Below are 21050 nucleotides of genomic sequence, written 5' to 3'. Positions count from 1 at the left end.
GCACAGGCCGCCCGCAGGCAGGGAGTGGGCAGCGAGCGGCGGGGATGGTGCCCACGCGGCCGATGCTACACCCCGGTGTCGCGCCAAAAGAGAAAGCCCCTCCGGGACCGGAGGGGCTTTCCAAAGTGTCCGACGGACGGGGTGCGGGCCGTCAGTGTGCGGCCGGTGCGTCCCGCAGTTCGCGACGCAGGATCTTGCCGACGTTGGTCTTGGGCAGTTCGGTGCGGAACTCGACGAACTTGGGATGCTTGTAGCCGGTCAGGTTCTCGCGGGCGTGCGCCTTGACCTGTTCGGCGGTCAGCGCGGGGTCCTTCTTGACGATGACCACCTTGACCGCCTCGCCGGACTTCTCGTCAGGCACGCCGACGGCGGCCACTTCGAGCACGCCCGGCATCATCGCGATCACGTCCTCGACCTCGTTCGGGTACACGTTGAAGCCCGACACCAGGATCATGTCCTTCTTGCGGTCGACGATGTAGAAGAAGCCCTGCTCGTCCATCCGCGCCATGTCGCCGGTGTGCAGCCAGCCGTCCGGGTCGATGGCGGCGGCAGTTTCCTCGGGGCGGTTCCAGTAACCCTTCATGACCTGCGGGCCCTTGATGCACAGCTCCCCGACCTCGCCCAACGGCAGCATGTTGCCGTTCTCGTCCTTGACGCAGGCGTCGGTGGAGGAGATGGGCAGGCCGATGGCGCCGTTGTAGTCGGCCAGGTCCATCGGGTTGATGCACGCGGCCGGCGCGGATTCGGTGAGGCCATAGGCTTCCACCAGGGTGACGCCGGTGACCTGCTTCCAGCGATCGGCCACCGCGCGCTGCACGGCCATGCCGCCACCCAGCGTGAGGTGCAGGCTGGAGAAATCCAGTTCGCTGAAACCCGGCGTGTTGAGCAGGCCGTTGAAGAGCGTGTTCACGCCGGTAATGGCGGTGAAGCGCACGCCCTTGAGCTCCTTGACGAAGTTCTTCATGTCGCGCGGGTTGGTGATCATGTAGTTCAGTCCACCGAACTTCATGAAGACCAGGCCGTTCGCGGTCAGCGCGAAGATGTGGTACAGCGGCAGCGCGGTGATGATGATCTCCTCACCGTACTTGACGTTGGTGCCCACCCACGCCGCCGCCTGCTGCATGTTGGCGACCATGTTGCGGTGCGTGAGCATCGCGCCCTTGGCCACGCCGGTGGTGCCGCCGGTGTATTGCAAAAACGCGATGTCCTGCGGCGAGATCTCCACCTCCGGCAGCGTGTGGCGCTGGCCCAGGGACAGTGCGTCGCGGAAGCGGATGGCGCCCGGCAGATCGTAGTCCGGCACCATCTTCTTGATGTACTTCAGGACGAAGTTGACCACCGCGCCCTTCGGGAAGCCGAGCATGTCGCCCAGGCCCGTGGTGATGACCTGCTTGATCTGCGTGTCGCCGATGACTTCCTGCACGGTGTGCGCGAAGTTGTCGAGCACCAGGATCGCGCTGGCACCGGAATCGACCAGCTGATGGCGCAGTTCGCGCGCCGTGTACATCGGATTGGTGTTGACCACCGTCAGGCCCGCACGCAACACGCCGAAGGTGGCGATGGGGTACTGCAGACAGTTGGGCATCATGATCGCGACGCGATCGCCCTTCTTGAGTTTCAGCTCGCCCAGCAGGTAGGCCGCGAATTGCGCGCTGAGTTCGTCGATCTGCGCGTAGGTGAGGGTCTTGCCCAGATTGGCGAAGGCGGGGCGGTCGCGGTACTTCTGGATCGCGCTTTCCAGCACGGCGACGACGGACGGAAACTCGTCCACATCGATCTGGGCCGGAACCCCTTGCGGATACTGGGCCAGCCACGGACGTTCGAAACTCATCGCGATCCCCTCTCCAATCGCTGTTGTTGCCGCCGGTGCTCGATTGCGATGCTGCACCGTACGGTCTGGTTTGCACCGATTGGAGCATAGGCTCCAGAGGCTGGCAAGGCGCGTTGCGGCGAGGTCCGGCGCCCTGGCCCGCGCACGTGGCAGGATTCGCGGGCACTGGGCGGAAGAGGAAGGGGAATGGGCCGGATGACCTGGTACACGCGCTGTGTCGTAGTGGTGCTGCTGGCGCTTGCGGTGGCGGGGTGCAGTCGCACGCCACCGGAGCAACGCCTGCGCGAGACCATCGGCGAACTGGGCGAGGCCATCGAACGACGCGACGCCGCTGCGGTGGAAGAGGTGCTGGCGGAGGACTTCGTCGGCCCGCAGTCGCTGGACCGCGACGGGGCGCGACGCATGGCCGCGCTGCTGTTCCTGCGCTTTCGCGACGTCGGCACGGCTTTCGGCCCGGTCGATGTGGATTTGCAACCAGGACACGCGACCGCGCGCTTCAACGTGGGCCTCACCGGCGGATCGGGCGCCGTGCTCCCGGATTCGGCACGGCTGTACGACGTGGAGACGGGCTGGCGCGAAGTCGATGGCGAGTGGCGGCTGACGAGCGCCCGATGGACGCCGCGGTTGTAGGCGCGGAGCGGCTGTAATTGTTGCTCGTCATTCCCGCGCAGGCGGGAATCCATGGACTTTTCGGGGTGTTTGCCAGTTCCAACGATCAGCTGCGAACGGATGGGCGAACGCGTTGCCTGACGTGAGGCGAAAACAACGTCCATGGATTCCCGCTTTCGCGGGAATGACGATCGAGAGCCCCGGGCGTATGTGCCAGGGCGCGCCCGCCGCGCGCGCGGCGGGCGGGCTTCCGTCGGTCCGGAGTTACAGCGCTTTCTTCGCGGCGAGCTGGCGCAGGACGTAGTGCAGGATGCCGCCGTGACGGAAGTACTCCACTTCCTTCGGCGTCAGCAGCATCACCTTGGTCTGGAACGAAACGGTGCTGCCGTCCTTGCGGCTCGCCGTGACCGTGGCGCGCTTGGATTCGCCGTCCTGCAGGCCGGTGACGCTGAAGACTTCCGAGCCGTCCAGCCCCAGCGTCTGTGCGTTTTCGCCGTCGTTGAACAGCAGCGGCAGCACGCCCATGCCGACCAGGTTGGAGCGGTGGATGCGTTCGAAGCTCTCGGCAATGACCGCCTTCACGCCCAGCAGGTTGGTGCCCTTGGCCGCCCAGTCGCGCGAGGAGCCGGTGCCATATTCCTTGCCGGCGATGACGACCAGCGGCACGCCGTCGGCCTTGTACTTCATGGCCGCGTCGTAGATCGACATCTTCTCCGGCGCCGCGCCATCGCGGCCGAAGTACAGCGTGTTGCCGCCTTCCTCGCCGCCGAACATCAGGTTCTTGATGCGGATGTTGGCGAACGTGCCGCGCACCATGACGTCGTCGTTGCCGCGGCGGCTGCCGTAGCTGTTGAAGTCGGCCGGCTGCACCCCGCGCGAGATCAGGAACCGGCCCGCCGGCGAATCCTTCTTGATGTTGCCCGCCGGCGAGATGTGGTCGGTGGTGATCGAATCGCCGAACAGGCCCAGCACGCGCGCACCTTCGATGTCGGCGATGGTGCCCGCCTGCATGCCCATGCCCTCGAAGTAGGGCGGGTTTTTGATGTAGGTCGACGACTCGTCCCAGACAAACGATTCGCCTTCCGGCGAGGCGATCTGGTTCCAGCGCGTGTCGCCCTTGAACACGTCGGCGTAGTTCTGCGAGAACAGCTCCGGCCCGACCGTGGCGGAAATGACGTCGCCGATTTCCTTGTTGCTCGGCCAGATGTCGCGCAGGAACACGTCCTTGCCGTCCGGCGTCTGGCCCAGCGGCTCGCGGCTGAGGTCGATGTCGACCGTGCCCGCGATGGCGTACGCGACCACCAGCGGCGGCGAGGCCAGGTAGTTCATCTTCACTTCGGGGTGCACGCGGCCCTCGAAGTTGCGGTTGCCCGACAGCACCGAGGCGACGACGAGGTCGCCGGCGGCGATGCCGGCGCTGACCTCGGTCGGCAGCGGGCCCGAGTTGCCGATGCAGGTGGTGCAGCCGTAGCCGACGACGAAGAAGCCGAGCTTCTCCAGATCGTCCAGCACCCCGGCCTTGCGCAGGTAGTCGGTCACCACCAGCGAGCCCGGCCCGAGCGAGGTCTTCACCCACGGCTTGGCCTTCAGGCCCAGCTTGGCGGCGTTGCGGGCCAGCAGGCCCGCGCCGAGCATCACCGCCGGGTTGGAGGTGTTGGTGCACGAGGTGATGGCGGCGATGACTACCGCGCCATCCTTCAGCCGCACCTTCTGCTCGTTGATGGTGATGTCCGCCATGCCCTTGTGCAGGGACTCGTTGCCGACCGCGGCACCACCACCCTCGGCGACGAAGTTGGACACGTCGGTCGAGCGCTTGTCGCGGTTGACCGTGAGCGGGCCCAGGTTGTCGCGGTAGTTCTGCTTGACGTCGTCCAGCAGCACGCGATCCTGCGGGCGCTTGGGGCCGGCGAGCGACGGCTTCACGTCGCCAAGATCGAGTTCCAGCGTGGTGGAGTAGGTGGCTTCCGGCGCGCCGGGCTCGTGCCACAGGCCCTGCGCCTTGGCGTAGGCCTCGACCAGCGCGATCTGCGCCTCGCTGCGGCCGGACAGGCGCAGGTAGTTCAGCGATTCGGCGTCGATCGGGAAGATGCCGCAGGTCGCGCCGTATTCCGGCGCCATGTTGGCGATGGTCGCGCGGTCTGCCAGCGGCAGGTGCTGCAGGCCGTCGCCGAAGAACTCGACGAACTTCCCGACCACGCCGAGCTTGCGCAGCATCTGCGTCACGGTGAGCACCAGGTCGGTGGCCGTGGCGCCTTCGGGCAGGGCGCCGGTCAGCTTGAAGCCCACCACCTGCGGGATCAGCATCGACGACGGCTGGCCGAGCATCGCCGCTTCGGCCTCAATGCCGCCCACGCCCCAGCCCAGCACACCGATGCCGTTGATCATCGTCGTGTGGCTGTCGGTGCCGAACACGGTGTCGGGGAAGGCCAGCTGCTCGCCGTCGACTTCGCGTTCCACCACCACACGGGCCAGGTGTTCCAGGTTCACCTGATGGACGATGCCGGTGTTGGGCGGCACCACCTTGAAGTTGTCGAACGCCTTCTGGCCCCAGCGCAGGAAGCTGTAGCGCTCCTTGTTGCGGTCGAATTCGATCTTGCCGTTGAGGTCCAGCGCGTCCGGCCGGCCGAACACGTCCACCTGCACCGAGTGGTCGATGACCAGTTCGGACGGGATCAGCGGATTGATCTGCTTGGGGTCCCCGCCCAGCCTGGCGACCGCGTCGCGCATCGCCGCCAGGTCCACCACGCACGGCACGCCGGTGAAGTCCTGCAGCACGACGCGCGCCGGCATGAAGGCGATCTCGGTATCGGGCTCGCGGCAGGCGTCCCAAGTCGCGACGGCTTCGATGTGCTCCTTGCCCACCGTCGCCCCGCCATCCTCATGGCGCAGCAGGTTCTCCAGCAGGATCTTCATCGAATAGGGGAGCTTGCGGATGTCGAAGCGTTCGCCCAGGGCCGGCAGGCTGAAATAGGTGAGCGTGCGGCCGTCGACGGAGAGCTGGCGGCGGGTCGAGAAGGAATCGAGGGACATGGGGCCTCCTGGCGGCGTGGCTGAATGGCGAGTCTGGCTCGGAGATCGGTCGATTATCCGCTGCCGGCGTTAAGGCAACCGGACGACGGTCGAGATCCTGAATACGGGCCCTATTGTGCGCTTGCATATGCATGCGCGATTGAGTATGGACGGAAAGGTATGTATCATTTGTGCATACCTGTTTCGTCAGACGTTCCGCGTCCTGAGGAGGTCCGTCATGGAAGCCATCGTGGCCGAACGAGGCCAGATCACCCTGCCCAAGGCGGTGCGCGATGCCCTCGGCCTGACCAAGGGCACTCTGCTCAAGGTGGAGCTGGAAGGCGGTCGCATCATCCTGCGCAAGAACGTGGATGACGCCATTTCGCGCGCGCGCGGCCGCTTCAAGCTGCCCGAAGGCGTGACCACCGACGACATCATGCGCGAGTTGCGCGGCCGCGCGCCGGGCGATCCGGTGGACGTCTGACGCGATGACCACGCCCGCGGGCAACACCATCGCCATCGACACGTCCGTGCTGATCGACCTGCTCGGCGAGGACGCGGGCATGGCCGACGCGGCAGAGCAGTGCGTCCGCGATGCGCTGGCGCAGGGGCCGGTCGTCCTTTGCGACGTGGTGGTGAGCGAAATCACGGCCGGCCTGGGCCACGGCACCGACATCATGGATGTGGTCGAGGAGATGGGCATGCGTTACCTGCCCGTGGAACGCCGCTCGGCGATCCGCGCGGGCGAAATGCAGCGCCGCTTCAACCAGCGTCGTCGCGCCGCGGGGCAGGGCGGCCAGATTTCCCCGCGCACCGTGCCGGACTTCATCGTCGGCGCGCACGCGTTGCTGCAGTGCGCCGGTCTTATCACCCGGGATGCCGGGTTTTTCCGCGACTACTTCAAGGGCCTGAAGATCATCGTGCCCAAGACGGTCGCCTGAACGCATCACGTCGTCATACCACGTACAGAACGCCCGAGTTTTTCCTGGAGAAAACCATGTTGGAAGCCTACCGCCACCACGTTGCCGAGCGCGCCGCGCTGGGCATCCCGCCGCTGCCGCTGACCGCGCAGCAGACCGCCGACGTCATCGAACTGCTGAAGAACCCGCCGGCGGGCGATGAAGGCTTCCTGCTCGACCTGATCACCAACCGCGTTCCGGCCGGCGTCGACGATGCCGCCAAAGTGAAGGCTTCGTACCTCGCCGCGGTCGCGTTCGGCACCGAGAAGAACGCGCTGATCTCCCGCGCGCGCGCCACGCAGCTGCTGGGCACCATGCTGGGCGGCTACAACATCCATCCGCTGGTGGAACTGCTGGACGATGCCGAAGTCGGCACCGTCGCGGCGGACGCGCTCAAGCACACGCTGCTGATGTTCGATGCGTTCCACGACGTCCAGGAAAAGGCCGAGAAGGGCAACGCGAATGCGAAGTCCGTGCTGCGCAGCTGGGCCGACGCCGAATGGTTCACCAGCCGTCCGGAAGTGCCGCAGTCGCTGACCATCACCGTCTTCAAGGTGACCGGCGAAACCAACACCGACGACCTGTCGCCGGCGCCCGACGCCACCACGCGCCCGGACATCCCGCTGCACGCGCTGGCCATGCTGAAGAACAAGCGCGACGGCATCGAGCCGGAGGAAGACGGCAAGCGCGGCCCGGTCGCCTTCATCGAATCGCTGAAGGCCAAGGGCCATCTGGTCGCCTACGTCGGCGACGTGGTCGGTACCGGTTCCTCGCGCAAGTCGGCCACCAACTCGGTGCTGTGGTTCACCGGCGAGGACATTCCGTACATCCCCAACAAGCGCTTCGGTGGCGTGTGCCTGGGCTCGAAGATCGCGCCGATCTTCTACAACACGATGGAAGACGCCGGCGCGCTGCCGATCGAGCTCGACGTATCGCAGATGCACATGGGCGACGTGGTCGAACTGCGACCGTACGAAGGCAAGGCGCTGAAGGACGGCAAGGTGATCGCCGAGTTCTCCGTGAAGTCCGACGTGCTGTTCGACGAAGTCCGCGCCGGCGGCCGCATTCCGCTGATCGTCGGCCGTGGCCTGACCGCCAAGGCGCGTGAAGCGCTGGGCCTGCCGCCGTCCACGCTGTTCCGCCTGCCGCAGAACCCCGCCGACACCGGCAAGGGTTATTCGCTGGCGCAGAAGATGGTCGGTCGTGCCTGCGGTCTGCCGGAAGGGAAGGGCATCCGCCCGGGCACGTACTGCGAGCCCAAGATGACCTCCGTGGGTTCGCAGGACACCACCGGCCCGATGACGCGCGACGAGCTGAAGGACTTGGCGTGCCTGGGCTTCTCCGCCGACCTGGTCATGCAGTCGTTCTGCCACACCGCCGCCTACCCGAAGCCCGTGGACGTGAAGACCCACCACGAGCTGCCGGCCTTCATCAGCAACCGTGGCGGCATCGCGCTGCGCCCCGGCGACGGCGTGATCCACAGCTGGCTCAACCGTATGCTGCTGCCCGACACCGTCGGCACTGGCGGCGACTCGCACACGCGTTTCCCGGTGGGCATCTCGTTCCCGGCAGGCTCGGGTTTGGTGGCATTCGCGGCCGCCACGGGCGTGATGCCGCTGGACATGCCGGAGTCGGTGCTGGTGCGCTTCAAGGGTGAGATGCAGCCGGGCGTCACGCTGCGCGACCTTGTCAACGCGATCCCGCTGGCCGCGATCAAGCAGGGCCTGCTGACGGTGGCCAAGCAGGGCAAGAAGAACATCTTCTCCGGCCGCATCCTCGAGATCGAAGGTCTGCCGCACCTCAAGGTCGAGCAGGCGTTCGAACTGTCCGACGCTTCGGCCGAACGTTCGGCCGCCGGCTGCACGGTGAAGCTCGACAAGGAGCCGATCATCGAATACCTCAACAGCAACATCACGCTGCTGAAGTGGATGATCGCCGAAGGCTATGCCGATCCGCGTTCGCTGGCGCGCCGCATCAAGGCGATGGAAGCATGGCTGGCTAACCCGCAGCTGCTGGAAGGCGATGCCGACGCGGAGTACGCAGCGGTCATCGAGATCGACCTCAACCAGATCGTCGAGCCCATCGTCGCCTGCCCGAACGACCCGGACGACGTGAAGACGCTGTCCGACGTGGCCGGCGCCAAAATCGACGAGGTGTTCATCGGCTCGTGCATGACCAACATCGGCCACTTCCGCGCCGCCGCGAAGCTGCTGGAAGGCAAGCGCGACATCCCGACCCGCCTGTGGGTCGCGCCGCCGACGAAGATGGACGCCTCGGAGCTGACCAAGGAAGGCCACTACGGCACCTTCGGCACCGCCGGCGCGCGCATGGAAATGCCGGGCTGCTCGCTGTGCATGGGCAACCAGGCGCAGGCGCGTGAAGGCGCGACGGTGTTCTCCACGTCCACCCGCAACTTCCCGAACCGCCTGGGCCGCAACACCAACGTGTACTTGGGCTCGGCCGAGCTGGCCGCCATCTGCTCGCGCCTGGGGCGCATCCCGACGCGCGAGGAATACATGGCCGACATCGGCGTGATCAACGCCAAGGGCGCGGAGATCTACCGCTACATGAACTTCGACCAGATCGAGGACTACCGCCAGGTGGCGGAGACGGTCGCGGCTTGACTGTTTCCCCGCGACGCGCTGCGTCGGTATCGCGACGCTGCAGCAACGAAACCCCGGCTTCGGCCGGGGTTTTTGTTTGCGCGGATTCGCCCGCGGATCAGGCCGCCTACCGGTTTCGCAGGCGGAAATGACCGATGCAGCGCCCGCGCGACGGCATACGCATCAATGATCGTCATTCCCGCGAAAGCGGGAATCCATCTGTCCGACGCATCAAGCCTTCGGAATGTGTTGCCACGACCAAAGTTGGATCCCCGCCTTCGCGGGGATGACAGCAGCCGCATGCTGACGGCTGGTGGCGTGTACGACTGTCGTCATTCCAGCGAAAGCTGGAATCCATCTTGATCTCGCCTCCAAGGCCGACGCAAAAGCAACGGCCACGCCTTTGCGTCGGGCGAGTGCGCTCGGTCGCCTCCCGGCGTCGTCCCGGCGAGGCCGGGACCCAGCCCTGGTGCCCACGGACTCCAATCAGTGACCTCGCATCGTCATTCCAGCGAAAGCTGGAATCCATCTTGATCTTCTTCACCGGTGAACAAGGGCAACGCCAATGGATCCAGCGTTCGCCGGGATGACGTAAGTGCGGCGGCGACGTGGAGAACGTAGAGACGAAGGGGCGGCTCCCAGCGCTCGCCGGACCATGTCGTCCACTCCCGCCCGACGATGGGTTCGTGGCGGCAGCCAGCCTGCGCCATACGTCGCATCTTCGAATCGCCGCACGTCGCTGGCCGCAACGCGCGATGCAGTGCGTGACAACAGTCAAGGACTTGCGTTGCGGGCCGTTATCTCATCTGCGGCACGCAGGGGGGCAACATGAAAATCGACAAGTCGGCCCGGTCGGACCGGGTGGAGCAGGCGCTGCGCTGGACGCTGGCGTTGGCGCTGATCGCAGCCGTGTGCTGGGCATGGGGACAGGGCGGCGGAGTCGGACCGCTCGGCTGACGCAACCGTGGCGAACGTCCGCGCCAGCACGCGCGGACGCAAGGCGTCAGGCCAGGTGGTCCTTGACCGCCGACAGCAGTTCGCGCCGGCGCAGCAGGAAATCCCACAGGCTGCCGCCGCACTGGCGCCAGAGCACGGCCGAACGCACCGCCGCCAGCAGGATCGCGCGCACCTCGGCGACGACCGTCGCCTGCCCGAGGTAATGCGGGTTGCCCTGCACCAGCACGCGCGGACGCAGATGGCTGAGGGTCTCGGCATACAGCGACCCGAGGGAGGACATCACGTCCGGATGGCTGCTGCCCAGTCGCTCTGCATTGCCCGACTGCGCACGGATTCCGGCCTGCACGCGCCGGCCCATGTCGGCGTCGCGCACGAAACGACGCTCCAGTTGCATCACCGCCAGAACCAGCCGTGGCAGCTGCTCGTCGCGCTGGGTGCTGCCGAAGTAGTCGCGCAGCAGTGCCAGGCCGGGGTGCAATGCCTCGACACTGCCGTACACGGCGATGGGCGAGGGCGCATCGATGCGGAACACCGAGTCCATGGCGGTGGTGAGGATGGCCGCGTTGGCCTGGCCGGTGTCGGCGACGCGCCGGACCTGCGCCAGAGCCTGCACCAGGCCGGCGAGGGCGAGGACGCGCGTGGACATCGAGGTGTTCTGACTCATGCGGCTTTGACCTTCAATCTCTCTTCCAGTGGCGCGTCCGTGGCGGCGATGACCGCACCGCCCAGGCAGACCTCGCCGTCGTACAGCACCAGCGACTGGCCGGGCGTGACCGCCCGTTGCGGGCGCGCGAAGCGCACGTCCAGCGTGCCGTCGTCCCGCACCGTCACCTCGCAGGCCTCGTCGGCCTGGCGGTAACGGGTCTGTGCGGTGCAGGTGAATCGTGGTGCGGGCGGCGTGCCGGCAATCCAGTGCGCGGCTTCCGAGCGCAGGCCCTGCGACTGCAGCCAAGGGCTGTCCGCGCCCTGGTCCACGTACAGCACGTTGCCCGCGACGTCCTTGCCGACCACGTACCACGGCGCCGCGTCGAATCCGCGAACGCCGCCGATATTCAGGCCTTCGCGCTGGCCCAGCGTGAAATAGAACACGCCCGGGTGACGACCGATCACATGACTTTCCGGCGTGCGCATCTCGCCGTCGCGGGCGGGCAGATAGCGGCCCAGGAATTCGCGGAAGTCGCGTTCGCCGATGAAGCAGATCCCGGTGGAGTCCTTCTTCGCCGCGGTCGGCAGGCCGGCGTCCAGTGCCATCCGGCGCACGTCGCGCTTGAGCAACCCGCCGAGCGGGAACTTCGTCGCCGACAGTTGCGCCTGGCCAAGCTGGTGCAGGAAGTAGCTCTGGTCCTTGCTGCGGTCGACCGCGCGCAACAGCAGATGGCGACCGCCACGCTGCTCGATGCGGGCGTAGTGCCCGGTGGCGATGTATTGCGCGCCGAGTTCGCGCGCCGCGTCGAGGAAGTGCTTGAACTTGATTTCGCGATTGCACAGCACGTCGGGATTGGGCGTGCGCCCCGCGGCGTACTCGGCGAGGAAGTGCTCGAACACTCCGGCCCAGTATTCGCCGGAGAAATCCCGGAAATGGATTGGAATGCCCAGCCGGCCGCTTACCGCTACCGCGTCGCGGCGGTCATCTTCCGCGCGGCAGTCGCCGCTCCCATCGTCGGCCCAGTTCTGCATGAACAATCCGGCGATCGGCTCGCCCTCGTCGCGCAGGCGCAGCGCGGCGACGGACGAATCGACGCCTCCGGACATGCCGACGATGGTGCGCGGTGCGGTGCTCATGCCAGGTGGTGCGTCAGTTCCAGCGGATGACGACGCCCGCCGAGGAAATCGGCGACGACTTTCCAGACCAGCGGACTGCGATGGCGTGCGCTGGCGGTTTCCAGTTCGCCGGGCGTCATCCAGAGCGCGCGGACGATGCCTTCGTCCAGCGGGCGCGACGCGTCGTGCGCGACGGGTTCGGCCGCGAAGGCGAAGCGCAGGTAATGCCGGCCGCCGCTGCCGTCGGGATTCACCGGCGCCTTCCACTGGTAGGCGCCGACGAAGGCGGTCAGGCGCACGTCCCAGCCGGTCTCCTCGCGCGTCTCGCGCAGCGCGGCATCCAGCAGCGACTCGTCCGGTTCCAGGTGGCCGGCCGGCTGGTTGAGCACGAGCTTGCCGCCCGCGGACTCCTCGACCATGAGCAGGCGTCCGCCGTCCACGACGATCGTGGCGACGGTGACGTCGGGCTGCCAGAACCGGCCTTCCCGGTAGCTCATCAGAACTCGTCCTTGCCCGTCAGCTCGGCTTCCACCTGGTCGGCCGAGCGCAGCACGAAGTCGATCGCATCGTCCAGTTGCGAGGCACTGGCGTCGGCGGCCAGCTTCACCACGAATACCGCCATGTCGCCCTGCTTGACCCAGCCGCCGAGCTTGGCGGACTGGCTTTCCTCGAGCAGGCGGTTGGCGACGTCGGCCGGGAACTGCGGCGACGGCGAACGGTACGCCGGCGCCCACACCTCGCGCACCTGCAACTCGCCGAACTTCTCCACGGCCGAAAGCACGTAGGCCAGCTGGGTGCGGCCCTTCTCCAGTTCGAAGGTCAGCTTGTAGTCGCCGTCCTCGTCGACCGTGTACTTGTAGCCCAGGGTCTCGAGTTGCTTGCCGATGGCGGGATCGGCGGAACGGACTGTTTCGTTCGCGTCCGCAGGCGCGTCGGCGGCGATGGCCGGCAGCGACAGCGTCATCAGGGCCAGCGCGAGCGCGATAGGACGCATGTGTTCGTTCCTTGTGGTCGATGGAGACGGAATATGACGATTGTGCCGGCCGCGAGGCACGGGCGTCCACGACCGTCGCGGGAGCGCACCCTATAATTCGGGAATGGCCAAGCAGACCGAACACGAACATCAGCACGGCGTCCTGGTGGAGACCGGGAAGCCCGAAATCGCCCGCCCGCCGCTGTATTCCGTCCTGCTGCTGAACGACGACTACACGCCCATGGACTTCGTGGTTGAGGTCCTCATGCGCTTTTTCGCGATGAACGCCGAAAAGGCGACCCAGATCATGCTGCACGTACATACCCGCGGCCGCGGCGTCTGCGGCGTTTTCACCCGCGAAGTCGCAGAATCGAAGGTGGCGCAGGTGAACGAATTTTCAAGACTCAACCAACATCCCTTGCTGTGCACGATGGAAAAGGCCTAAAAGTTCTGCTCAGCACGTCTGAGCAGTTGGGCGGAACCAGAGCCCGCCGCCTGCGGTCCAGGCCTGCGAGGCGGCATGGAATTCCCCAGGCCAGCCCCCATCTAGGACGGCAGTAGCTATCCGGAGGCTTTCGCCCCATGTTCAGCAAGGATCTCGAATACAGCATCGGCCAGTGCTACAAGCGCGCCCGCGAGGCGCGTCATGAGTACATGACGGTCGAGCACCTGCTGTTGGCCCTCCTCGACAACCCCTCGGCCGAAGCGGTGCTGAAGGCCTGCGGCGTCGACTTCCAGCGCCTGCGCACCGACCTCGAGCAGGCCATCGCCACGTCGGTGTCGGTGCTGCCCGAGGACGTCGACCGCGACACCCAGCCGACGCTCGGTTTCCAGCGCGTGCTGCAGCGCGCCGTGTACCACGTGCAGTCCAGCGGCAAGAAGGAAGTCACCGGCGCCAACGTGCTGGTGGCGATCTTCGGCGAGAAGGACTCGCACGCGGTCTACTTCCTCAACCAGCAGGACGTGGCCCGCCTGGATGTCGTCAACTACATCTCGCACGGCATCGCCAAGCACGGCGGCGACGAGCCCACGCGCGCCCAGGAAGAGGGCGAGTCGCACTCGGCCGAAGGTGGCGAGGGCGAGGGCAAGGGCGACGCGCTGGCGGAGTTCGCGGTCAACCTCAACCAACTGGCGCGCGAAGGCCGGATCGACCCCTTGGTCGGTCGCAGCGACGAGGTGGAGCGCACCATCCAGGTGCTGTGCCGCCGCCGCAAGAACAACCCGCTCTACGTCGGCGAGGCCGGCGTGGGCAAGACCGCCATCGCAGAAGGCCTGGCCAAGCGCATCGTCGACGGCGACGTGCCCGAGGTACTGGCCGACGCGACGATCTACGCGCTCGACCTGGGAGCGCTGGTGGCGGGCACCAAGTACCGCGGCGATTTCGAGAAGCGCCTGAAGGCCGTGCTGACCCAGTTGAAGAAGCTGCCCGAGGCGGTGCTCTTCATCGACGAGATCCACACCATCATCGGTGCGGGCTCGGCCAGCGGCGGCACCATGGACGCGTCCAACCTGATCAAACCGGCGCTGGCGTCGGGCGAACTGCGCTGCATCGGCTCGACCACGTTCCAGGAATACCGCGGCATCTTCGAGAAGGACCGCGCGCTGGCCCGCCGCTTCCAGAAGATCGACATCGTCGAGCCGACGGTGGGCGAGGCCTACGAGATCCTGCAGGGGCTAAAACTCAAGTACGAGGCACACCACGGCGTGACTTACGCCGACGAAGCGCTGCAGGCCGCGGTCGACCTGTCCGTCAAGCACATCGGCGACCGCCTGCTGCCGGACAAGGCCATCGACGTCATCGACGAGGCCGGTGCGCGCCAGCGTTTGCTGGCCGAAGGCACCCGCAAGAGCCTGATCGACGTCGAGGAGATCGAGACCATCGTCGCCAAGATGGCGCGCATTCCGACCAAGCAGGTCAGCGCGTCCGACAAGGACGTGCTGAAGAACCTCGAGCGCAACCTGAAGATGGTGATCTTCGGTCAGGATCCGGCCATCGACACGCTGACTTCGGCGATCAAGCTGGCGCGCTCGGGCCTGGGCAATCCGGACAAGCCGATCGGCAACTTCCTTTTCGCCGGCCCGACCGGCGTGGGCAAGACCGAGGTGACCAAGCAGCTCGCGCTGCAGCTGGGCATCGAGCTGGTCCGCTTCGACATGTCCGAGTACATGGAGCCGCATTCGGTCAGCCGTCTGATCGGCGCCCCCCCGGGCTATGTCGGCTTCGACCAGGGCGGGCTGCTGACGGAGAAGATCGTCAAGACCCCGCACTGCGTGCTGCTGCTGGACGAGGTGGAGAAGGCGCACCCGGACATCTTCAACATCCTGCTGCAGGTCATGGATCGCGGCGTCCTCACCGACACCAACGGCCGCGAAGCGAACTTCAAGAACGTGGTGCTGGTGATGACGACCAACGCCGGCGCGGCGCAGGCCTCGCGGCGCACGATCGGCTTCACCCAGCAGGACCACTCCACCGATGCGATGGAGGTGATCCGCCGCAGCTTCAGTCCGGAATTCCGCAACCGTCTCGACGCGGTGGTGCAGTTCCAGCCGCTGGGCTTCGACCACATCCTGCGCGTGGTGGACAAGTTCCTGATCGAGCTGGAAACCCAACTGCACGAGAAGGACGTGGCGCTGTCGGCCACGCCGACCGCCCGCGACTGGCTGGCCCAGCACGGCTTCGACCCGCTGATGGGCGCCCGTCCGATGGCCCGCGTGATCCAGGACAAGATCAAGCGTCCGCTGGCCGACGAGCTGCTGTTCGGCAAGCTGGTCAACGGTGGCAAGGTCAGCATCGACGTCAAGGACGACGAGCTGGTGGTGGAGGCCCAGGCCGAGCCGGAGAAGCTGTTGCCGGCTACGGTGTGAGATTGGGCGAGGCGCAGGGGCATTCATGCCTCGCCGCAGGAGCCAGCTTGCTGGCAATCCTGGAATACCCACTCCGGTCGCCAGCAAGCTGGCTTCTACGAACCGGAAAAAGAAAAGGCGGCCTCAGGCCGCCTTTTTCATTCAATCACTTGCCGCCATTACTTCATGCGGTAGGTGATGCGCCCCTTGGTCAGGTCGTACGGGGTCATTTCCACCTTCACCTTGTCGCCGGTAAGGATGCGGATGTAGTTCTTCCGCATGCGGCCAGAGATGTGGGCAATGATCTCGTGCCCGTTTTCGAGGCGCACCCGGAACATGGTGTTCGGAAGGGTTTCCGCCACCGTGCCCTCGAATTCGATCACGTCGTCTTTTGCCATGTGGTTCCTGGTATGCGTATGGGGTCGTGGCCCGCGCCGGCTTTGCGCAGGCGACTAAGCCACGCATTTTGCCATGTCGGTGGCGCCCGTGCAAAAAATCGGTTAAGGATCGGGCGGGGCGGATGAGGTCGCCTGGGCCAGCCGGCTGGCGGGCCAGTCGCCGACCGCCTGTGTCCAGGCGCCAGGCTCGACCGGCTGGACGGCGAGCTCCGCGACGGAGGCGATGAAACGTTCGCGCGACCACCGCTGCGCGCCCAGCCGCATCAGATGGTCGTTTTCGACCTGTGCGTCGATCAGCGGCCACCCCCGGCCATGGAGATGCCGGGCGAGCGCGGCCAGGGCCACCTTGGAGCCCCCGGACACCGCGCTGAACATGCTCTCGCCGAAGAACATGCGGCCGACCGCGACACCGTAGATGCCGCCGACCAGCCGATCGCCCTCGAAGACCTCGAACGAATGCGCATGCCCCAGCGCGTGCATGCGCGCGTACGCCGTACGCATCTGCGGGACGATCCACGTACCGCGCTGGCCGGGCCGATGGACCGTCGCGCAGGCCTGCACCACGTCGGCGAAGGCGGTGTCGGCGCGGACGACCCAGTCGCTGTGGCGCAGCGTGCGGCGGAAGCGGGACGACAAGTGCACACCGTCCGTGCGGAACACGACCCGAGGGTCCGGGCTCCACCACAGGATCGGCTGCCCCTGCGAATACCAGGGAAAGATCCCGTGCCGGTAAGCATTGAGCAGCCGCGTCGGCGAGAGGTCGCCGCCGACCGCCAGCAAACCATCCGGATGCCGCAACGCCTGATCCACCGGCGGGAACGGCGCGTCCGGTTCGGGTGCGAGCAGGGCGGGCAGGGCGCTCATGGCGCCGATGATGGCGCAGAGGTGTCGACCTGCGCCTTGAACGGCGAATGCGCGGCCAGCGTGGCGGCGTAGCGGCGCACGGATTCGGCTTCCTGCGCGCACCAGTCGCGCAGAGCGTCGCGGAACGCCTCGTGCGCGATCCAGTGGCGGCTGCGCACGAACGTCGGAAGAAAGCCGCGGGCCAGCTTGTGCTCGCCCTGTGCGCCCGGCTCGAACCGGGTGAGCCCGTGGCGCAGGCAGTACTCGATGCCCTGGTAGTAGCAGGTCTCGAAATGCAGCCCTGGCACCGTACTGGTGGCCCCCCAGTAACGTCCGTACAGCGTGTCGCCGCCACGCAGGCACAGCGCGCCGGCGACGGGGTCGCCTTCGCGTTCGGCCAGCATGATCACCAGCGCCTGCGGCATCACCTCGCGCAGGTGATGCAGGAACGCGAGCGTCAGCGCCGGATGGTTGCCGTATTCGGCGAACGTGCGTCGGTAGAACCCGTGCATCGCCGCCAGGTCATCGTCAGTGGCATCGCCGCCTTCGACTGTGCGGAACGTGACGCCGGCGCGCGCGACCTTGCTGCGTTCCTGCCGGATGTTCTTGCGGTGCTTGTGATCGAACGCGGCCAGGTAATCGTCGAACGTCTCCCAGCTGCGGTCGTTGTGCCAGTGGTACTGCACGTCCAGGCGCACCAGCCAGCCGCCGTCGAACGCCTCGTCCTCGGCCTCGGTGTGGAAGTTGACGTGCGCTGACGACAGTCCGTTGCGTTCGCATAGTGCCGTCATCGCGTGGGTCAGCGTGCGGCGATCACCCGCCGTGCGGGCCAGCAGACGCGGTCCGGTGACGGGCGAGTAGGGCACCGCACACAGCCACTTGGGGAAGTAGTCCAGCCCGTGCTGTGCGTAGGCGTGGGCCCAGGCATGATCGAAGACGAACTCGCCGTGCGAGTTCTCCTTAAGGTACATCGGCGCGGCGGCGATCAGCTCGTCGCCATCCCACAGCGTCAGGTGCTGCGGACGCCAGCCCCACTGCGCGCGCAGACAGCCATGCGCCTCAAGCCCCGACAGGAAGGCATGCGCGACGAACGGATTGCGCCCGTCGTGCAGCGCGTCCCAGGCCTGCGCCGGTATCTCCTTCAACGTTGCGAGCGCGCGGACCTCAGCCATCTGCGGACTATGGTCGCAGATGCAGCACGTCGATGGTGGGCGGATTGAACAGCCGCAACGGCAGGCCGATCTCGCCGATGCCCGTCGTGGTGAACACGCGCACGGCGCCGTCCGGCGTATGCGCGAACTGCTCGCCACGATCGAAGCCGTGTGCGCTGGGAATCACGCGGTGGTACAGCCACGGGATGCGGATCTGCCCGCCGTGCGTGTGACCGGCCAGCACCAGCGCCGCATCGGCCGGTGCCAGGTTCATCGCGCTGTCGGGGTTGTGCGCCACGACGAGCGTGGGTTTCGCGGACGGGGCCGCCTTCACGAATCCCGGATCGTCCTTGCGGGCCCAGCGGTCGCCCAGCCCCGCCCAGCGGAACCCGTGCGCATCCTCGACGATGCGTCCTTCGATGATGTGCACGCCGTGGCGCATCAGCGCTTCGCGCAGCGGACGATCGATGTCGGGTCCGGGCGCCTGCTGGTCGTGGTTGCCCAGCACGGCGTAGACCGGAACGCGCAGGCGCGCGAGCGGTTCGAACAGCGTGCCCAGGTCATCGGCCTGCGGCTCGTACGTCAGGTCGCCCGCGATCACCACCGCCTGCACCGGTAGGGCGTCGAGGCGCTGCACAAGGCGTTCGAGGAAGCCGCGTCCCTTGTAGACGCCCAAGTGGATGTCGCTGATCAGCGCAATGTCGGCACGTGCACCCGTGCCGACGAGCGTCGTCGTGCGTACGCGCAGGACCTGAGGCTCGACGAATCGCGCCCAGGCGAACACCAGGCACCCGGCCAGCGCCACCATGGCGAGCACGCGATGGCCCGGCTTGCGCATGCGCCACAGCAGCCACGCCATGAACGCAAAGACCAGCCAGCTGCCATGGAACAGGCACTGCTTGATCAGCAGCTTGTCCACGCGGATCGGACGGAGTCGGCCTCAGCCTTCCTTGTCCAGGAACTTCTCCGCATCCAGCGCGGCCATGCAGCCGAAGCCGGCTGACGTGATCGCCTGGCGATACACCTGGTCTGCGACGTCGCCGGCGGCGAATACGCCCGGCACCGACGTCTGCGTCGAGTTGCCGTCCAGGCCCGTGCGGATGACGAGGTATCCGTTCTTCATCTCGAGTTGGCCTTCGAACAGCGACGTGTTCGGCGTGTGGCCGATGGCGACGAACAGGCCGTGGATCGCGATTTCGCGCGTGCTGCCGTCGTGCACCGACTTCACCCGCACGCCGGTCACGCCCGCGTCATTGCCGAGCACCTCGTCCACCTGGTGGTGCCACACCGGTTCGATCTTGCCCGCCTGGATCTTGGCGAACAGCTTGTCCTGCATGATCTTCTCGGCGCGCAGCGTGTCACGGCGGTGCACCAGGTAGACCTTGCGCGCGATGTTGGACAGGTACAGCGCTTCCTCGACCGCGGTGTTGCCGCCGCCGATGACGGCGACGTCCTGCTCCTTGTAGAAGAAGCCGTCGCAGGTCGCGCACGCGGACACGCCGCGGCCCTTGAACAGTTCTTCCGACGGAAGTCCGAGGTACTTCGCGGTGGCACCAGTGGCGATGATCAGCGCGTCACAGGTGTACTCGCCGCTGTCGCCGACCAGGCGGAACGGACGCGACGATAGATCGGCGGTATGAACGTGATCGAACACGACTTCGGTGTCGAAACGTTCCGCGTGCGCCTGCATCCGCGCCATCAGATCCGGGCCCATCAGGCCGTGCGCGTCGCCGGGCCAGTTGTCGACCTCGGTGGTCGTCATCAGCTGGCCGCCCATCTGCAGGCCCGTGATCACCAGCGGCTTGAGGTTGGCGCGCGCGGCGTACACCGCGGCGGTCCAGCCCGCGGGACCGGAGCCGAGGATGATGACTTTGGAGTGCTTCGATGGGGTCATGGGTATAATTGCGGGCTTTGGAATGCGCACCGGCGCGAAGTGTTCCGCCATACGCAGGCGTGCTGTCGGCGAACGGCCGTACGCAGGCGTGTAGAGGGAACGTCGAGGGCATAGCTTGGAGGCGTCATTCCGCTAAAACAAGGCACGCTCCGCGACGCAATGTTGCACTGCGCCGTGAGGCGTCCATCCGACTGGACGACAATGGCAGGACGCGCCGCCCGATGCGGCGTTTTTTTCGTCACCAACTTCCCCCCCACGAGCCGCGCGAAGTCAGCGCGGCTTTTCAACGATCGAAGGTAGAGACATGCGGATCGGCGTTCCCAAGGAAACCAAGACCCTCGAAGGGCGCGTTGCGCTCGTTCCGGCCGCGGCCGGCGACCTGGTCAAGCGCGGCCATGAGGTCTGGATCGAGAAGGACGCCGGCATCAAGTCGGGCTTCAATGACGAGCAGTACACCCAGCTCGGCGTGAAGATCGCGCCCGACGCTGCCGCGCTGTACGAGAAGGGCGAACTGATCGTCAAGGTCAAGGAACCCATCGCCGGCGACCTGCAGCACCTGCGCAAGGACCACCTGCTGTTCTGCTACCTGCACTTGGCCGCCGAACCGGTGCTGACGCGCAAGCTGCTCGACATCGGCCTGACCGGCGTGGCCTTCGAGACCGTCGAGCTGCCCAACGGCGACCTGCCGCTGCTGGCGCCGATGTCGGTCATCGCCGGCAAGATCGCCGTGCAGGTGGGCACGCACCTGCTGCACCAGCCCGAAGGCGGCAAGGGCAAGCTGCTCGGCGGCCTGCCGTCGACCGAGCGCGGCAAGGTCGTGGTGTTCGGCGCGGGCAAGGCCGGCAGCGCGTCGGCGCAGCTCGCCGCGGCGGGCGGCTCGAATGTGGTCGTGTTCGAAATGCGCCAGGACCGCATGGACGAGATGATGCGCCTGGGCAACAACGTGACCGCGCTGTATCCGTACGCCGACGTGGTCGCGCGCGAAGTGGCCTCGGCCGACCTCGTCGTCGGCGCGGTGCTGGTCACCGGCGCCAAGGCGCCGCACGTGATGAACCGCGAGATGCTCAAGGGCATGCAGGACGGCAGCGTGCTGGTCGACATCTCGATCGACCAGGGCGGCTGCTTCGAGACATCGCGTCCGACCACCTGGAAGGAGCCGACCTACGTGGAGGAGGGCGTGACCCACTTCTGCGTGACCAACATGCCGGGCGCCGTGCC

Annotated in this window: 19 protein-coding genes; 8 read left to right on the top strand and 11 right to left on the bottom strand. The window is 66.7% G+C overall.

The annotated features are described in order from the left end of the window. Positions 1-151: 151 nt before the first annotated feature. Positions 152-1831, bottom strand: coding sequence for a long-chain fatty acid--CoA ligase (locus VFE83_RS10925; RefSeq protein WP_324905999.1), 1680 nt, complete (start codon positions 1829-1831; stop codon positions 152-154). A 186-nt stretch (positions 1832-2017) separates the two neighbouring features. On the opposite strand from VFE83_RS10925, the gene VFE83_RS10920 reads away from it, so the two are divergent. Further along, a complete protein-coding gene (locus VFE83_RS10920) occupies positions 2018-2461 on the top strand; it encodes a nuclear transport factor 2 family protein (protein WP_324905997.1) in 444 nt (147 codons plus the stop codon). Positions 2462-2704: 243 nt separating this feature from the next. On the opposite strand, the gene acnA is transcribed toward VFE83_RS10920, so the two are convergent. Beyond that, complete coding sequence (acnA, locus tag VFE83_RS10915; RefSeq protein WP_324905995.1) at positions 2705-5470, bottom strand: aconitate hydratase AcnA; 2766 nt, start codon at positions 5468-5470, stop codon at positions 2705-2707. 217 nt (positions 5471-5687) lie between these two features. Here acnA and VFE83_RS10910 point away from each other — a divergent pair, with 217 nt between their 5' ends. The 4 genes from VFE83_RS10910 to VFE83_RS10895 all read left to right on the top strand — a co-directional run bounded on the left by VFE83_RS10910 (position 5688) and on the right by VFE83_RS10895 (position 9968). Beyond that, a complete protein-coding gene (locus tag VFE83_RS10910; RefSeq protein ID WP_216966511.1) occupies positions 5688-5933 on the top strand; it encodes an AbrB/MazE/SpoVT family DNA-binding domain-containing protein in 246 nt (81 codons plus the stop codon). A gap of 4 nt (positions 5934-5937) precedes the next feature. Beyond that, a complete protein-coding gene (locus tag VFE83_RS10905) occupies positions 5938-6390 on the top strand; it encodes a type II toxin-antitoxin system VapC family toxin (protein WP_324905991.1) in 453 nt (150 codons plus the stop codon). A gap of 56 nt (positions 6391-6446) precedes the next feature. After that, a complete protein-coding gene (gene acnB / locus VFE83_RS10900) occupies positions 6447-9032 on the top strand; it encodes a bifunctional aconitate hydratase 2/2-methylisocitrate dehydratase (RefSeq protein ID WP_324905989.1) in 2586 nt (861 codons plus the stop codon). A gap of 807 nt (positions 9033-9839) precedes the next feature. Beyond that, positions 9840-9968, top strand: coding sequence for a hypothetical protein (locus tag VFE83_RS10895; RefSeq protein ID WP_324905987.1), 129 nt, complete (start codon positions 9840-9842; stop codon positions 9966-9968). A gap of 46 nt (positions 9969-10014) precedes the next feature. Here the strand turns inward: VFE83_RS10895 and VFE83_RS10890 are convergent, their stop codons facing one another. Genes VFE83_RS10890 through VFE83_RS10875 form a run of 4 tightly spaced genes read right to left on the bottom strand, consistent with a single transcriptional unit; the run spans position 10015 to position 12723 of the window. Continuing rightward, entirely contained in the window at positions 10015-10614 is a 600-nt protein-coding gene (locus tag VFE83_RS10890; RefSeq protein ID WP_324906408.1) for a lysogenization regulator HflD, read from the bottom strand. A gap of 14 nt (positions 10615-10628) precedes the next feature. Then, a complete protein-coding gene (gene mnmA, locus VFE83_RS10885) occupies positions 10629-11750 on the bottom strand; it encodes a tRNA 2-thiouridine(34) synthase MnmA (RefSeq protein WP_324905985.1) in 1122 nt (373 codons plus the stop codon). Further along, complete coding sequence (locus VFE83_RS10880; protein ID WP_324905983.1) at positions 11747-12226, bottom strand: NUDIX hydrolase; 480 nt, start codon at positions 12224-12226, stop codon at positions 11747-11749. Before VFE83_RS10880 ends, mnmA begins: the two co-directional genes overlap by 4 nt. Further along, positions 12226-12723, bottom strand: coding sequence for a YbjN domain-containing protein (locus VFE83_RS10875; protein WP_324905981.1), 498 nt, complete (start codon positions 12721-12723; stop codon positions 12226-12228). The genes VFE83_RS10880 and VFE83_RS10875 overlap by 1 nt, the downstream gene beginning before the upstream one ends. Before the next feature lie 103 nt (positions 12724-12826). Here VFE83_RS10875 and clpS point away from each other — a divergent pair, with 103 nt between their 5' ends. Then, a complete protein-coding gene (gene clpS / locus VFE83_RS10870) occupies positions 12827-13147 on the top strand; it encodes an ATP-dependent Clp protease adapter ClpS (protein WP_115841517.1) in 321 nt (106 codons plus the stop codon). Between the two features lie 137 nt (positions 13148-13284). Continuing rightward, positions 13285-15567 carry an ATP-dependent Clp protease ATP-binding subunit ClpA gene (clpA, locus tag VFE83_RS10865; RefSeq protein ID WP_324905978.1) on the top strand — a complete coding sequence of 761 codons (2283 nt, stop codon included), beginning with the start codon at positions 13285-13287 and terminating at the stop codon, positions 15565-15567. Positions 15568-15725: 158 nt separating this feature from the next. Here the strand turns inward: clpA and infA are convergent, their stop codons facing one another. The 5 genes from infA to trxB form a co-directional block, all read right to left on the bottom strand. Continuing rightward, positions 15726-15944 carry a translation initiation factor IF-1 gene (gene infA / locus VFE83_RS10860; RefSeq protein ID WP_031372296.1) on the bottom strand — a complete coding sequence of 73 codons (219 nt, stop codon included), beginning with the start codon at positions 15942-15944 and terminating at the stop codon, positions 15726-15728. Positions 15945-16046: 102 nt separating this feature from the next. Next, the gene (aat, locus tag VFE83_RS10855; RefSeq protein ID WP_324905971.1) at positions 16047-16808 is read right to left on the bottom strand and encodes a leucyl/phenylalanyl-tRNA--protein transferase; all 762 of its coding nucleotides are present in this window, start codon (positions 16806-16808) and stop codon (positions 16047-16049) included. Beyond that, complete coding sequence (locus VFE83_RS10850; protein ID WP_324905969.1) at positions 16805-17959, bottom strand: GNAT family N-acetyltransferase; 1155 nt, start codon at positions 17957-17959, stop codon at positions 16805-16807. Before VFE83_RS10850 ends, aat begins: the two co-directional genes overlap by 4 nt. A 7-nt stretch (positions 17960-17966) precedes the next feature. Continuing rightward, on the bottom strand, positions 17967-18857 hold the full coding sequence (locus VFE83_RS10845; RefSeq protein ID WP_324905967.1) for a metallophosphoesterase: 891 nt from the start codon (positions 18855-18857) through the stop codon (positions 17967-17969). A gap of 21 nt (positions 18858-18878) precedes the next feature. After that, positions 18879-19832, bottom strand: coding sequence for a thioredoxin-disulfide reductase (gene trxB, locus VFE83_RS10840; RefSeq protein ID WP_324905965.1), 954 nt, complete (start codon positions 19830-19832; stop codon positions 18879-18881). 304 nt (positions 19833-20136) lie between these two features. On the opposite strand from trxB, the gene VFE83_RS10835 reads away from it, so the two are divergent. Beyond that, positions 20137-21050 (top strand): alanine dehydrogenase (locus VFE83_RS10835; RefSeq protein ID WP_324905963.1); only part of this gene is annotated, 914 nt, incomplete at its 3' end.

This window comes from Lysobacter sp. (genome assembly GCF_035655815.1).
Classification (GTDB): Bacteria; Pseudomonadota; Gammaproteobacteria; order Xanthomonadales; family Xanthomonadaceae; genus Lysobacter_J.
Note: the sequence above shows the minus strand (reverse complement) of the source record. Positions and strands in the feature narration are given on the sequence as shown.